The 13,221-nt window shown below is 70.3% G+C and carries 19 protein-coding genes; 7 read left to right on the top strand and 12 right to left on the bottom strand.

The window, feature by feature from the left end; all coding sequences use genetic code 11:
• Positions 1-128 precede the first annotated feature (128 nt).
• Positions 129-1,085 (top strand): response regulator, encoded by a 957-nt coding sequence (locus CRP50_RS01045; protein WP_176524970.1) that lies wholly within the window; start codon positions 129-131, stop codon positions 1,083-1,085.
• Between the two features lie 9 nt (positions 1,086-1,094).
• Here CRP50_RS01045 and CRP50_RS01040 read toward each other — a convergent pair whose 3' ends face one another.
• The 5 genes from CRP50_RS01040 to CRP50_RS01020 all read right to left on the bottom strand — a co-directional run bounded on the left by CRP50_RS01040 (position 1,095) and on the right by CRP50_RS01020 (position 4,113).
• Positions 1,095-1,559, bottom strand: coding sequence for a VOC family protein (locus CRP50_RS01040; protein WP_097277123.1), 465 nt, complete (start codon positions 1,557-1,559; stop codon positions 1,095-1,097).
• 96 nt (positions 1,560-1,655) lie between these two features.
• Positions 1,656-2,036: a type II toxin-antitoxin system RelE/ParE family toxin gene (locus tag CRP50_RS01035; protein WP_097277122.1), complete on the bottom strand. Its 381-nt coding sequence runs from the start codon at positions 2,034-2,036 to the stop codon at positions 1,656-1,658.
• Positions 2,029-2,400: a hypothetical protein gene (locus tag CRP50_RS01030; RefSeq protein WP_097277121.1), complete on the bottom strand. Its 372-nt coding sequence runs from the start codon at positions 2,398-2,400 to the stop codon at positions 2,029-2,031. Before CRP50_RS01030 ends, CRP50_RS01035 begins: the two co-directional genes overlap by 8 nt.
• Before the next feature lie 56 nt (positions 2,401-2,456).
• Positions 2,457-3,065, bottom strand: coding sequence for a guanylate kinase (gmk, locus tag CRP50_RS01025; RefSeq protein ID WP_245913353.1), 609 nt, complete (start codon positions 3,063-3,065; stop codon positions 2,457-2,459).
• A gap of 133 nt (positions 3,066-3,198) precedes the next feature.
• Positions 3,199-4,113: a YicC/YloC family endoribonuclease gene (locus tag CRP50_RS01020; RefSeq protein ID WP_097277119.1), complete on the bottom strand. Its 915-nt coding sequence runs from the start codon at positions 4,111-4,113 to the stop codon at positions 3,199-3,201.
• 122 nt (positions 4,114-4,235) lie between these two features.
• Between CRP50_RS01020 and CRP50_RS01015 the strand changes: the two genes are divergently transcribed.
• From CRP50_RS01015 to CRP50_RS01005, 3 genes are read left to right on the top strand one after another with little or no spacing between them, the layout of a single operon-like run.
• Positions 4,236-4,688: a nucleotidyltransferase family protein gene (locus CRP50_RS01015; RefSeq protein WP_245913323.1), complete on the top strand. Its 453-nt coding sequence runs from the start codon at positions 4,236-4,238 to the stop codon at positions 4,686-4,688.
• Positions 4,689-4,713: 25 nt separating this feature from the next.
• Positions 4,714-5,088, top strand: a complete 375-nt coding sequence (locus tag CRP50_RS01010; protein ID WP_097277118.1) for a DUF86 domain-containing protein — start codon at positions 4,714-4,716, stop codon at positions 5,086-5,088.
• On the top strand, positions 5,085-5,861 hold the full coding sequence (locus CRP50_RS01005) for an SDR family NAD(P)-dependent oxidoreductase (protein WP_097277117.1): 777 nt from the start codon (positions 5,085-5,087) through the stop codon (positions 5,859-5,861). Before CRP50_RS01010 ends, CRP50_RS01005 begins: the two co-directional genes overlap by 4 nt.
• Positions 5,862-5,874: 13 nt before the next feature.
• Here the strand turns inward: CRP50_RS01005 and CRP50_RS01000 are convergent, their stop codons facing one another.
• The 6 genes from CRP50_RS01000 to fabD form a co-directional block, all read right to left on the bottom strand.
• Complete coding sequence (locus CRP50_RS01000; protein ID WP_141415043.1) at positions 5,875-6,201, bottom strand: hypothetical protein; 327 nt, start codon at positions 6,199-6,201, stop codon at positions 5,875-5,877.
• A 130-nt stretch (positions 6,202-6,331) separates the two neighbouring features.
• Positions 6,332-7,336, bottom strand: coding sequence for an endolytic transglycosylase MltG (gene mltG, locus CRP50_RS00995; protein ID WP_097277115.1), 1,005 nt, complete (start codon positions 7,334-7,336; stop codon positions 6,332-6,334).
• 48 nt (positions 7,337-7,384) lie between these two features.
• Entirely contained in the window at positions 7,385-8,647 is a 1,263-nt protein-coding gene (gene fabF, locus CRP50_RS00990) for a beta-ketoacyl-ACP synthase II (protein ID WP_097277114.1), read from the bottom strand.
• A gap of 101 nt (positions 8,648-8,748) precedes the next feature.
• Positions 8,749-8,985 (bottom strand): acyl carrier protein, encoded by a 237-nt coding sequence (locus CRP50_RS00985; RefSeq protein WP_097277113.1) that lies wholly within the window; start codon positions 8,983-8,985, stop codon positions 8,749-8,751.
• Positions 8,986-9,184: 199 nt separating this feature from the next.
• The gene (gene fabG / locus CRP50_RS00980; RefSeq protein ID WP_097277112.1) at positions 9,185-9,922 is read right to left on the bottom strand and encodes a 3-oxoacyl-[acyl-carrier-protein] reductase; all 738 of its coding nucleotides are present in this window, start codon (positions 9,920-9,922) and stop codon (positions 9,185-9,187) included.
• A gap of 32 nt (positions 9,923-9,954) precedes the next feature.
• Positions 9,955-10,899 (bottom strand): ACP S-malonyltransferase, encoded by a 945-nt coding sequence (gene fabD, locus CRP50_RS00975; RefSeq protein WP_097277742.1) that lies wholly within the window; start codon positions 10,897-10,899, stop codon positions 9,955-9,957.
• Positions 10,900-11,182: 283 nt separating this feature from the next.
• Here fabD and rpsF point away from each other — a divergent pair, with 283 nt between their 5' ends.
• The 3 genes from rpsF to rplI are packed head-to-tail and all read left to right on the top strand — an operon-like array spanning position 11,183 to position 12,474.
• Complete coding sequence (gene rpsF / locus CRP50_RS00970) at positions 11,183-11,638, top strand: 30S ribosomal protein S6 (protein WP_097277111.1); 456 nt, start codon at positions 11,183-11,185, stop codon at positions 11,636-11,638.
• The gene (gene rpsR / locus CRP50_RS00965; protein WP_097277110.1) at positions 11,638-11,871 is read left to right on the top strand and encodes a 30S ribosomal protein S18; all 234 of its coding nucleotides are present in this window, start codon (positions 11,638-11,640) and stop codon (positions 11,869-11,871) included. Before rpsF ends, rpsR begins: the two co-directional genes overlap by 1 nt.
• 21 nt (positions 11,872-11,892) lie before the next feature.
• The gene (gene rplI / locus CRP50_RS00960; protein ID WP_097277109.1) at positions 11,893-12,474 is read left to right on the top strand and encodes a 50S ribosomal protein L9; all 582 of its coding nucleotides are present in this window, start codon (positions 11,893-11,895) and stop codon (positions 12,472-12,474) included.
• Between the two features lie 118 nt (positions 12,475-12,592).
• On the opposite strand, the gene CRP50_RS00955 is transcribed toward rplI, so the two are convergent.
• Positions 12,593-13,087, bottom strand: coding sequence for an NUDIX hydrolase (locus CRP50_RS00955; RefSeq protein ID WP_097277108.1), 495 nt, complete (start codon positions 13,085-13,087; stop codon positions 12,593-12,595).
• Between the last annotated feature and the right edge of the window lie 134 nt (positions 13,088-13,221).

The following is a 13,221-nucleotide window of genomic DNA, read 5'->3' as shown; positions in this document are numbered from 1 at the left end:
CCGTTGCGCGTGCGCGTATCCTTTTTGACTCCTCGACACTATACCAGTGCATGAGGTCTGCTCAGACCAACGGCGTGGGACCCGGCGCCTCCCTGGTGGAGGCGCGGCGGCCGGAGGGGGATCTGGGCATGGCACACACCTACTTCTATTCCAACGTGACGGCCGTCGTCGCCGACCCCGAGGGGCAGCGGCGGCAGGTCATCCGGTCCACCCTGCACTACCTCGGCTTCCGCGAGGTCGAGTGGTGCGACAATCTGGCCGACCTGCGCAGCCTGTGCGAAAGCCGCAAGCCGGACCTCGTGCTCGCCGCCCTGGACCTCGCCGACGGGCCGGCCTCGCAGTACTTCCAGGACGTCCGGCGCGGCCGCACCTCGGTGGATCCCTTCACGCCCATTATCGCCGTACTGTCGGAAGCCTCGCCTGAAACCGTGCGGCGCGGCATCGACTGCGGTGCCGACGATCTGCTCATCCACCCCTGGCCGACGGGTTACCTGGACGGCCGGATGGAAAAGCTCATCCACGGGCGCAAGCCCTTCGTGGTCAGCGCCGACTATGTCGGCCCCGACCGCCGCGCCCGCGACCGCGACGGCCCGAAGGCGCAGCAGTTGACGCCGCCCAACGTGCTGGAGGCCAAGGCTCTGCGCCGCCAGTCGTCGGAAACGGTGGCGGAGGCCCTGGCGACCGCCCGCACGACCCTGGAGCAGTACCGCCTGCATGCGGTGGCGACGCTGGCCGTGCGGCTGGTGGACGAGGTGGAGGCGCTCTATGCCCGCGGGCAGATGGCCGACGCGCTGGTGCCGGTCCAGTTGGAGCGCATCCGCGCCGCCGCTGACGAGGCATCGCTCCTGGCGATTAAGGGGGCGGCGGCGACGGCGGCCGCCGGCTTCCGCGACCTCGCCCGCCACGCCGTTCTGTGCCGCGATGCGCAGCAGCACGGCCGGGTGGCGAGCCTGGTGGAAATGGCCCGCCTGCGCGACGCCATCGCCGGCTTCTTCAAGATCGAGACGGCACTGCTGCTCGATACGCCGGCGGCGGCAGCGGCCCCGCCGCGTCCGCCGCAGCGCAGCCGCGCCGCCGTCGGCTGACGGGCGGCCTTACCAGGTGCCGGTGTTGGGCATGCTCGCCCAGGGCTCGCGCGGCTCGAGCGGCTCGCCCCTCTGCAGCAGCTCCACCGAGATGTTGTCGGGCGAGCGCACGAAGGCCATGTAGCCGTCGCGCGGCGGCCGGTTGATGACGACGCCGCCGTCCTGCAGCTTCTGGCAGGCGGCGTAGATGTCGTCGACGCGGAAGGCCAGGTGACCGAAGTTGCGACCGCCGGTGTACTCCTCCGGGTCCCAGTTGTAGGTCAGTTCGACCATCGGCACGTTGAAGGTCGCGGCATTGTCGCCGGCCTGCGGGCCCGCCTTGGCGACGTCCTGCGGCGCGGCGAGGAAGACGAGGGTGAAGCGGCCCTTCTCGCTTTCCTTGCGCGAGACCTCCTGCAGGCCGAGCAGGTCGCAGTAGAAGCGCAGCGACGCATCGAGGTCGGTGACGCGCACCATGGTGTGCAGGTATTCCATCGGCATCCTCCAGGTGGGAACGGAAACGGGCGAGTGCCCCTCAGGTAGGACGCCCGGCCGCCCGTGAAAAGCGCCATTTCGGCCAGGGCCGCTGCGTCAGCCCGCTTCCGGCTCCGCCGCCGGGTCGAGCAGCCGGCGCAGGGCGCGCGGGCGGTCCATGGTTTCATGGACGAGGCCGAGGACGATGATCTCGTCGGCGGTCACCTCGAAGAAGACCAGATGGCGAGGCCGCTTCACACGCGAACCGGCGGCGCTGGCAGTACGGCTGTGCCGGATATGGTAGAGGCCGAGCCGCCGGCTGCCGTAACGCAGCCAGCGGACGAGGCTCGTGGACGCGCCGGTCGCGATGTCGTCCAAGGCCGAGACGATGAGCGCCTGATAGCGGTCGGCGGCGAGCGAGCCGAACGTCTCCTCGCTGTAGGAGAGAATGTCGAGGATGGTCTCGTCGGCGACCGCCGTCGTGCGCAGTTTACGCACGGCGGCGGGCGAGGCGCTTGCGCTCGGCGCGGATGGAGGCCTCGGCGCGCAGGCCGGTCATGTAGGTTTCCAGGTCGCCCCTCGACCGGAGATCGGTATAGGCCCCCCGGGCCAGATCGGCGTCGGCGCGACGCAGCACGTCCAGGAGGACCTCGGTCGGAACCGTGTCTTGCGCCGCCGCCGAGGCAGCCGGCAACGACTCGTACTCCAGCTTCGGTTCCGCAGTTGCCCCCGCCGCCTCGTACTCCACCAGCGCGGCGCGGAGGACGGCGGCGGCGTCGGGATGGGCCCCCTCGTCCACCAACCGCTGCACGAACGCAGCGAGGCGGGCATCCAGGGCGACGGTGACGGTGCGGTCGGGCATGGGCGGGTCCTGGCGCGAGATCCTTCCAAGATAGGCCCGAACCACCTCGCCGGCAATCACCCCTCGGCGCCGCGCATGCCGTTGACGAATTCGGCCAGGCCCACCTGGCGGGCGCGCTTCAGGCGCTCGGCGTGGAGGATGGCGGCGACGCTGCGGATGGAGCTTTCGACGTCGGTGTTGACGATGACGTAGTCGTATTCCGGCCAGTGGCTCATCTCGTCGGCGGCCTTGGCCATGCGCTTGCGCACCACCTCTTCCGGGTCCTGGGCGCGGCCGCGCAGGCGGCGTTCCAGTTCCTCCACCGTCGGCGGCAGGATGAAGACGCTGACCAGGTCGTCGCGGGCATTGGCGGCGAGCTGCTGGGTGCCCTGCCAGTCGATGTCGAACAGCACGTCGTGGCCGGCGGTCAGGCTGTCCATCACCGGGCCGCGCGGGGTGCCGTAGAAGTTGTCGAAGACGCGGGCGTGCTCCAGCAACTCCGACCGCTCCACCATGCGCTTGTAGGTCTCGACGCCGATGAAGTGGTAGTCGCGGCCGTCCACCTCGCCGGGCCGCGCCGGCCGCGTGGTGACGGAGACCGACATGGCGAGGTTGTCGTCGCGCTCCAGCAGGGCGCGCGAAATGGTGGTCTTGCCGGCGCCCGAGGGCGACGACAGCACCAGCATCAGCCCGCGCCGGCGGATGCGGGTGCCGGAGCCGGCGGCCGCCTCGGAGGCCGGGGCGGCGGTGTCGGTCGGAGCGGCGGTCATGGTCGGGCGTCCCCCTCGGATCGTGGCATGCGGCGCAGGCGGGCTGCCGTCATTCGATGTTCTGGACCTGCTCGCGGAACTGGTCGATCACCGCCTTCAGGTCCAGCCCGATGCGGGTGAGCGCCACATCCTGCGCCTTGGAGCACAGCGTGTTGGCCTCGCGGTTGAACTCCTGGCAGAGGAAGTCGAGGCGCCGGCCGACCGGCCCCTTGTCCTCGCCGATCATCTCGCGGGCCTGCTCGATGTGGGCGGTCAGGCGGTCCAGTTCCTCGCGCACGTCCGCCTTCACGGCGAGCAGCGCCAGTTCGGTCGCCAGGCGGTCCTCGCTGATCTGGGACTGGGCATCGAGCAGGGCGGCGATCTGCTCGCGCAGGCGGGCCTTCACCGCCTCGGGGCGCAGCGACGCCGTTTCGCCCGCCCGCTTCGTCAGGTCGGCGATGGTGTCGAGCTGGCCCAGGAGCACCGCTTCCAGCCGCGCGCCTTCGGCGTTGCGGGCGTCGGCCAGCTTGGCCAGCGCCTGATCCAGGATGCCGATGAGGGCGGCGTCGCGGCGGTCGCGGGCCGTCTCGTCGGGTTCGGACTCCACCACCGGCTCCAGCACGCCGCGCAGGGCGAGCAGGCCGTCCAGGCGGGGCGGGGCGATGCCGGCGTCGGCGCCCAGGTGCTGCTGCCAGTGGCGGGCGACGGCCATCACCTGATCCAGCAGCCCCTCGTTGATACGGTAGGCCGGCTGCTCCTCGGGCCGGTTCACCGACAGGGCGACGGAGACGTTGCCGCGCTTGAAGCGCTTGGCGACGGCGTCGCGCACGGCGATCTCCAGCCCGTCGTAGCCCGGGGGGATGCGCCAGCGGGTTTCCAGGCCCTTGCCGTTGACGCTGCGCACCTCCCACGTGCAGGTGGTGCCGGGGCGGGAGGGGTCGGGGCCTTCGGCGCGGGCGAAGCCGGTCATGCTGGCGATGGGCACGGGCGGCGGGTCCTTCAACAGGCGGTCGCGGAAACGTGGGGAGGGTTATACCGGGACGCACCGCCGCCAACAAGCCGCGAGGCGCCCCTTGCGCCGCCGCCCGGGCCGGCTAGGATGAAGCCATGACCCGAGGATTCCACAAGAAACCGCGCCGCCCGCGCCGCCGGCAGTCAGTCGAAAACGGCCCGGCCGAGATGACGGAACTGACCGTCACCGTGCCGCGCGACCGGGTGGGCGCGCTGAAGCGCTACGCCGGCCGCCTGCGCAAGTCGAACCCCGCGCGCCGCGAGGAAGTGCTGTGGCGCCTGAAGCGCAACTTGCACGAACTGGAGCGCTTCGGCATCGCTTCGCTCGCCCTGTTCGGCTCGACCGTGCGCAACACCGCCCGCCGCGAAAGCGACGTCGACCTGCTGGTGGAGTTTCAGGAGGGTCGCCCCGACGGCATGCTGGAATTCGTGGAACTGAAGCACGTGCTGGAGAGCATCGTCGGCCGGCCCGTCGACCTCGTCACCCCCGCCAACCTGAAGCCGCGCATCAAGGGCCGCATCCTGGCCGAAGCCGTGCGCGTAGTCTGACCCTCACTCCGGACTCCCCTGCCCCATGTCCTACAAGGATTGGCGCGTGCGCGTCGACGACATGCTGGAAGCCATCGCCCGCTGCCGCTCCTATACCGAGGGCATGGACGAGGGCGCCTTCGCCGCCGACCAGCGCACCATCGACGCCGTCGCCCGCAACCTGGAGATCGTCGGCGAGGCGGCCGCCCGCATGCCCGAGCCGATCCAGGAGCGCCACCCGCTGGTCCCCTGGCGCAATCTGGCCGAGATGCGCCACGTGCTCATCCACGAATACCACTCGGTCGACCCGGTGATCCTGTGGCGCGCCGTGCGCAACGACCTGCCGCCGCTGGAGGTCATGCTGCGCGCCGTGCTGGACGACCGCGACGCGCCGCCGGAAACCTGGGAGGCACCGCGATGAGCCGCAGCCCCACCCCGCAGGCCATCGTCGTCACCGGCGCCTCGTCGGGCATCGGCCGGGCCCTGGCGGAGGAGTACGCCGCGCCCGGCGTCTTCCTCGCCCTCACCGGCCGCGACGCCGCCCGCCTGGACGAAGCCGCCGCCGCCTGCCGCGCCCGCGGCGCGGAGGTGGAACCGCGGATGATCGACGTCGCCGACGCCGAGGCCATGGCGGCGTGGCTGAACGACCTCGACGACCGCCGGCCGCTCGACCTGGCGGTCGCCAATGCTGGCATCTCGGCCGGCACCGCCGGGTCCGGCGGCGAAAGCGCGGAGCAGGCGCGCCGCATCATGGCGGTGAACGTCGACGGGGTGATGAACACGGTCCTGCCGCTGCTGCCGCGTTTCCGCGCCCGCCGCGCCGGACAGGTGGCGCTGGTCAGCAGCATGGCCGCCTTCCGCGGCTTCCCCGGCGCGCCGGCCTATTGCGCCAGCAAGGCGGCGGTGAAGGTGTGGGGCGAGGCCCTGCGCGGCTGGCTGGCGCCGGAGGGAGTGCGGGTGTCGGTGATCTGCCCGGGGTTCGTCGAAAGCCGCATCACGGCGCAGAACGATTTCGCCATGCCGTTCTTCATGGACGCCCCCAAGGCCGCGCGCTTCATCCGCCGCGGCCTCGCCAGCGACCGCGGCCGCATCGCCTTCCCCTGGCCCATGTACGTGGCGAGCTGGCTCGGCGGCGCCCTGCCCGACGGGCTGGTGGACGCCATCACGCGCCGGCTGCCGAAGAAGGGTGGCTAGACCCGCCGCACCGTCAGCGGCCGCTGCCGGCGGCGACGCGCCACAGGGTCTCGCTGTAGGGAAGTTCGGCCAGCACGCGCGTCTCGCGCATGACCCAGTTGCGCACCAGCCCGCGGCAGCCCTCGTCCGACTGGGCGAACTGCCGGCGGCAGATGGCGTCGGCGCTGTCGACGAAGCGCATGTCGGCGCCGCGCGTCACGATGTAGACGGTGCCCGGGCCGACCGGCTCGGACGCCGTCACGGCGGCGCCCGCGGGCACCACGAAGACCCCCACCTGCGTCACCGCCACGGCCACGACAAGGGCCAGGACGATGACGACCGTCATCAGTGCCTTACGCATCTCGACTTACCCCCGCAGGATGCGTTGCCGCATCTTCTGCGTGAATCATGCCGCAGCCTGGCCCTACTGGCAATAGGATTGATTACGCAACGATCCTTGAAATGTCGGGAGTCGCCGCGCCGCAGCAGCCTCACTCGGCCGATCGTTGCAGGCGCCGCCAGCGGGCCACGTTGCGGTTGTGCTCGTCCAGCGTCCGCGCGAAGGCGTGGCCGCCCGTGCCGTCGGCGACGAAGTAGTATTCGTCGCTCTCGATGGGGTCGAGCACCGCCTGCAGTGCCGCCTTGCCGGGGTTGGCGATGGGCCGCGGCGGCAGGCCGGCGATGACGTAGGTGTTGTAGGGCGTGTCGCTTTCCAGGTCGGCGCGGGTGAGCGGCCGCCCCAGGTCGCCGTCCTCGGGGTCGAGGCCGTAGATCACCGTCGGGTCCGATTGCAGCCGCATGCCCTTGCGCAGACGGTTGAGGAACACCGCGGCGACGCGCGGACGCTCCGCCGCCACGCCGGTCTCCTTCTCGACGATGGAGGCGAGCACCACGGCCTCCTCCGGCGTCTTCAGCGGCAGGCCCTCGGCGCGGGTTTCCCACAGGTCGGCCAGCACCTTGCGCATGTCGTCGCGCATGCGGCGGACCATGGCTTCGCGGCGGTCGCCGAGGGTGTAGTGATAGGTTTCGGGCAGGAGCGCGCCGGTGGGCGGGGTCTCGGCCGGCAGGTCGCCGTCCAGGCCCTCGGCCGTCGCCAGCACGGCGAGCACCTCGGGCGAGGTCAGTCCCTCGGCGATGGTGAGCGAGCGCACCACCACCTTGCCGGCGGCCAGCAGGTCCAGCACCTCCTGCATGGAGGCACCGGCGGGGAAACGGTACTCGCCGGCGTGCAGCGACGCCGCCTTGCCCGACTGCTTGACGCCGAGGGTGAAGACCAGCCGGTGCGGCTGGTCGGCGGTGATGACGCCCGCGTCCGCCAGCAGGGCGGCGATGCGGGCGAGGCCGGCGCCCTTCGGCACCACCACCGTCGTCTCCTGGGCCAGCGGCCCCGGGGCATGGAAGGTGCGGTCGGCCCACCACCAGGCCGAAACGGCCGCGATCGCGCCGGCGAAAACCAGCGCGATCGCGATGTAGAGCAGCCTGCGGATCAGACGCATGCGCCTATCGGGCCGTCATGGCGGTGTCGGTCGTGTCCCGGCCGGCGCTCAGGGCGCGCGACCGAGGACCAGCGACGCGTTCGTGCCACCGAAGCCGAAGCTGTTGGACACGGCGACGTCGATGCGACGTTCCTTGGGCTTGTGGGCCACCAGGTCGATGTCGCAGCCGTCCGACGGGTTGTCGAGGTTCAGCGTCGGCGGCGCCACCTGGTCGCGCAGGGCGAGCAGGCTGTAGATGGCTTCCACCGCGCCGGCGGCGCCCAGCAGGTGCCCGATGGCCGACTTGGTCGACGACATGGACAGCTTGTAGGCGTGATCGCCGAACAGGCGCTTCACCGCGCCCAGCTCGATCTCGTCGCCGAGGGGCGTCGAGGTGCCGTGGGCGTTGACGTAGTCGACGGCGGTGACGTCGAGCTTCGCGTCGCGCAGCGCGTTGCGCATGGCGCGGAAGCCGCCGTTGCCGTCCTCGGCTGGGGCCGTGATGTGGTAGGCGTCGCCGGACATGCCGTAGCCGAGCACCTCGCCGTAGATCTTGGCGCCGCGGGCCTTGGCGTGCTCGTATTCCTCGAGCACCAGGACACCGGCGCCTTCGCCCATGACGAATCCGTCGCGGTCCTTGTCCCACGGCCGCGAGCCGCGGCTCGGCGTGTCGTTGAAGCCGGTCGACAGGGCGCGCGCCGAAGCGAAACCGGCGAGGCCCAGACGGCACACCGCGGCCTCGGCACCACCGGCGATCATCACGTCGGCGTCGCCGTACTTGATGATGCGGCTGGCGTCGCCGATGGCGTGGGCGCCGGTCGAGCAGGCCGTGACCACCGCATGGTTCGGGCCCTTGAAGCCGTACTTGATGGACAGGTGGCCGGAGACCAGGTTGATCAGCGACGACGGAATGAAGAAGGGGCTCAGCTTGCGCGGCCCGCCGGCGACCAGGGTATCCTCGGCGCCCGCGATGTTGCTGAGGCCGCCGATGCCCGAGCCGATGATGACGCCCGTGCGTTCACGGTCCTCATCGTCGTCCGGCTTCCAGCCGCTGTCCTCGACGGCCTGGATGGCGGCGGCCATGCCATAGACGATGAACTCGTCCATGCGGCGCCGGTCCTTGGCCGGGACATAGGCATCGGCATCGAAACGATGAAGATCGTTTTCGCCCTTGGGAACCAGTCCGGCGATCTTGGCCGGCAGGTCCGAAACGTCGAACTGGTCGATGGCCCGGATACCGCTCTCGCTGTTCAAGAGGCGGGTCCAGTTGCCTTCGACGCCGCTACCCAGCGGCGAGACCATACCGACGCCGGTGACGACAACTCGTCTCATGGCTCTCCCGAAAACTGTTTCTCGCCCCGATGCGCGCAGAGCGCGGGGGCCGGCAGGAGGGTGGCGCCGCCGTCAGCGAACCTGCGGCAGCGCGCCCGACCTTACTTCTTGTTCGCCTGGATGAAGTCGATGGCGTCCTTGACGGTCAGGATCTTCTCGGCCGCATCGTCCGGAATTTCCACGCCGAACTCTTCCTCGAACGCCATCACCAGCTCGACGGTGTCGAGGCTGTCGGCGCCCAGGTCGTCGATGAAGGAGGCGTTCTCGGTGACCTTGGCCTCCTCGACACCGAGGTGCTCAACCACGATCTTCTTAACGCGCTCGGCGACGTCGCTCATGTCGTCAGTCCCTCAAATTCACAAAGTGTTGGGTGGTGGTTCGATCGGGTACGCCAAATACCCGGCGAAATCCGCCAGGGTTCGGGCGTTGGTAACACACTTGCGGGGGCTTGACCACTCCAACCTGTCACAGCGGCGGCCCCGGCCCGGCCGGTGCGCGCCCCTATGTCGGTAGGCCGGCGGCGGCCCGCAAGTGCAATCAGATCATCGCCATGCCGCCGTTGACGTGCAGCGTCTGGCCGGTGACGTAGGAGGCCTCGTCGCTCGCCAGGTAGACGACGGCGGCGGCGATGTCGTGCGGGGTGCCCATGCGGCCGAGCGGAATGCCGGCGTTGAGCTTGGCCTTCTGGTCGTCCGACAGCTTGTCGGTCATGGCCGTTTCGATGAAGCCCGGGGCGATGCAGTTCACGGTGATGCCGCGGCTCGCCACTTCCTGCGCCAGCGACTTGGTCAGGCCGGTCATGCCGGCCTTGGAGGCGGCGTAGTTGACCTGGCCCGGGTTGCCCGTGTGGCCGACGATGGAGGTGATGTTGATGATGCGGCCCGCGCGGCGCTTCATCATGCCCTTCACGGCGGCGCGCGACAGGCGGAAGGCGGCGGTCAGGTTGACGTCGAGCACCGACTGCCAGTCCTCGTCCTTCATGCGCAGGATGAGGCCGTCGCGGGTGACGCCGGCGTTGTTCACCAGGATGTCGAGGCCGCCCATGGCTTCGACGGCGGCGGGCACCAGCCCTTCCACCTCTTCGGCGGAGGACAGGTTGCACGGCAGCACGTGGACGCGGTCGCCCAGGGTGACGGCCAGTGCGTCCAGCGCCTCGCGCCGGGTGCCGGAAATGGCGACGACGGCGCCGCGGGCGTGCAGCACGCGGGCGATGTCGGCACCCAGGCCGCCCGAGGCGCCGGTGACGAGGACGGTCTTCTCGGTCAGGTCGAACATCAGGAGTCCCCTGCGTCGTTATCTTGGAAGAATCAGCCGAGGCTCTTCAGGAAGCTCTCGATGTCGGCGGGGCCGTTGACGGCAACGCCGGTCAGTTCGCGGTCGATGCGGCGCGCGAGGCCGGTCAGCACCTTGCCCGAGCCCAGCTCCACCAGCGTGTCGACGCCGAGCGCCTTCATGGCGAGCACGCTCTCGCGCCAGCGCACGGCACCGGTCACCTGCTCCACCAGCAGCTCGCGGATGGCAGCGGGGTCGGTGGTCGGCGCGGCGGTGACGTTGGCGACCACCGGCAGGCGCGGGGCGCGGATGTCGACGTTGGCGAGCGCCGCCGCCATGGCGTCGGCGGCCGGCTGCATGAGCGGGCAATGGAAAGGGGCGGACACCGGCAGCAGCACGGAACGCTTGGCGCCGCGCTCGGCGGCCAGCGCCACGGCGCGCTCGACGGCGGCCTTGTGGCCGGAGACGACCACCTGCCCCGGCGCATTGTCGTTGGCGGCGGCGACCACCTCGCCCTGGGCGGCGGCTTCCGCCACTTCGCGGGCCTGCTCCAGGTCGAGGCCGAGCAGCGCCGCCATGGCGCCCTGCCCCACCGGCACGGCCTTCTGCATGGCCTGGCCGCGGGTCTTCAGCAGGCGGGCGGTATCGCCGATCTCCAGCGCGCCGGCGGCGCACAGGGCCGAGTATTCGCCGAGCGAGTGGCCGGCGACCAGCGACGCGATCTTCGCCAGGTCGACGCCGCCCTCGCGCTCCAGCACGCGCACGACGGCGAGGGAGACGGCCATGAGCGCCGGCTGGGCGTTCTCGGTCAGGGTGAGCTGATCCTCGGGGCCCTCGAACATGAGGCGGGAGAGGTTCTGGCCGAGGGCCTCGTTCACCTCTTCGAAGACCTCGCGGGCCGCCGCGAAGGCGTCCGCCAGATCCTTGCCCATTCCGACGGCCTGCGATCCCTGGCCGGGAAACACCAGTGCACGCGCCATGGCGCCCATTCCCTCCGGTTGTTCCTGTGTCGCGGCGGACGGGGCCGGCCACGAATTCGGGCGAAAGTGCGCAGGCGGCGCGCCGCTGTCAAGCGTCGATGCGGTCCGCGCGGCCGCGCGTGGCGGCTTCGGGGTTGCAATCGGCGCTCAGTTCCGTATAGTGCGCCGCTTCACGAAACCCGTGTCCCTTGCCGAATCTCGTCCACGTGATGGGGTCCGGCTATGCCCGGCGGTCAATGGTGATCGACCGGGATGAGACAAGCCGTAAGGGGTCGACAAGACGATGCCTTTGTACGAAAGCGTGCTGATCGCGCGCCAGGACATCTCGGCCGCCCAGGTCGAGCAGCTGGCCGACGATATGGCCAACATCATCGCCCAGGGCGGTGGTTCCGTTGGCAAGAAGGAATACTGGGGCCTGCGCAACCTCAGCTACCGCATCAAGAAGAACCGCAAGGGCCACTATGTTCTGATGAACATCGACGCGCCCGCTCCGGCGGTTCACGAGATGGAACGCCTGCTGCGCCTCAACGAAGACGTGCTGCGTCACATGGTGGTCCGCGTCGAGGAGCTGGAGGAAGGCCCGTCGGCCGTCCTGCAGACCCGCAACGAGCGCGGCGACCGTGGCGACCGTGGCCCGCGCGGCGGCCGTGGCGGCCGTGAGCGCGGCGAACGTGGTGACCGCGGCGATCGCGGTGACCGCGGCGACCGTCGTGATTCCCGCAGCGAGGGAGCTGAATAATGGCTGCCGCCCGTCGTCCGTTTTTCCGCCGCCGCAAGACCTGCCCGTTCTCCGGTGCCAACGCCCCGAAGATCGACTACAAGGACGTGAAGCTGCTGCAGCGCTTCGTGTCCGAGCGCGGCAAGATCGTTCCGTCCCGCATCACGGCCGTGTCGGCCAAGAAGCAGCGCAAGCTGGCCCAGGCCATCAAGCGCGCCCGCTTCCTGGCGCTGCTGCCGTACGTGCTGAAGTAAGCCGGGCCAGGAGACATCGACATGACCGAAGTCATTCTGCTCGAGCGCATCGCGAAGCTGGGCCAGATGGGCGACACCGTGAAGGTGAAGCCCGGTTACGCCCGCAACTTCCTGCTGCCTCAGGGCAAGGCCCTGCGCGCCAACGAGAAGAACCGCAAGCTCTTCGAAGCGCAGCGCACCCAGCTCGAAGCCCGTAACCTGGAGCGCCGTCAGGAAGCCCAGGCCGTGGCCGAGAAGATGGCCGACCTGAGCATCATCATGGTGCGTCAGGCCGGCGAAGGCGGCCAGCTGTACGGCTCCGTCACCGCCCGCGACGTCGCCCAGGCGATCAAGGAGAACGGTTTCTCCGTGGAGCGCGGCCAGGTCGAGCTGAACACGCCGATCAAGGACCTGGGCCAGTACCAGGTCGCCGTCATCCTGCACCCGGAAGTCACCGTGTCCGTTCCGGTCACCGTGGCCCGCACGCAGGAAGAGGGCGAGGCCCAGCTGCGCGGCGCCGCCGAGCAGCCGGAAGAGGTCGCCGAGGAAGAGCTGACCGGGTTCGACATGACCCCGGACAGCATCGAGGCCGAAGACGAGGAAGAAGAAGAAGAGCAGGCGTAAGCCTTCCCTTCCTTCCCTCGCCATCGGGCCCTCGGGCTCCGAACGACGAACACCCCGCCGCTGGCATCAGCGGCGGGGTGTTTCGTTTCGCGGGAGAGCGGGTGACGGACCGCTCTGCTCAGATCGGCATGTTGGCGACCGGCGAGCGCACGAAGGCGCCTTCGTGGGCGGCGCGGGCGCGGCGCTCGACGCTGGCGAAGCGGGCCAGCAGGTCGGCCAGTTCCAGCTCGGCGACCATGAGAGAGGCCTCCTCGGGCGTCACCCACACGCGCTTGCGCTGGCCGCGCTCCGGCCAGTCGAGCGCCTCGTAGCGCACCCGCAGGGCGAAGACGTCGACGGCCAGCGGCTGCAGGGCGCCGCAGTTGAGGGCCTTGGTGTAGGTGTAGCTGCCGATGGGTTCGGGCGTCACGTCGCCGACGACGCCGCCTTCCTCGAAGGCTTCGAGGGCGGCCGTCTCGGCGGCGCTGTGCTTCTTCTTCGGCCAGCCCTTGGGCACGATCCAGCGCCCCGTGCCGCGCGAGGTGAGCAGCAGCACCTGCACGTGACCGTCCTTGATCACGTACGGAATCGCCGCGCACTGCCGGTTCGGGCCGGCCTTTTTGGTCTTCGTCACGTTGCCGCCTCCTGCCGCCCGCGGTTCTTGTTGCTCGGGACGCCTGTTATCCCATTGTGCCGCGAGACCGAACGGATGGGTAGACCTGCATAAGGGGTATGCGGCCACCACCACTGGCGCACTCGTCGCAGGCC

Origin of the sequence: Caenispirillum bisanense (assembly GCF_900230255.1) — a bacterium.
Taxonomy (GTDB): domain Bacteria; phylum Pseudomonadota; class Alphaproteobacteria; order Rhodospirillales; family Rhodospirillaceae; genus Caenispirillum; species Caenispirillum bisanense_A.
This window is presented reverse-complemented; position numbering and strand designations above follow the sequence as displayed.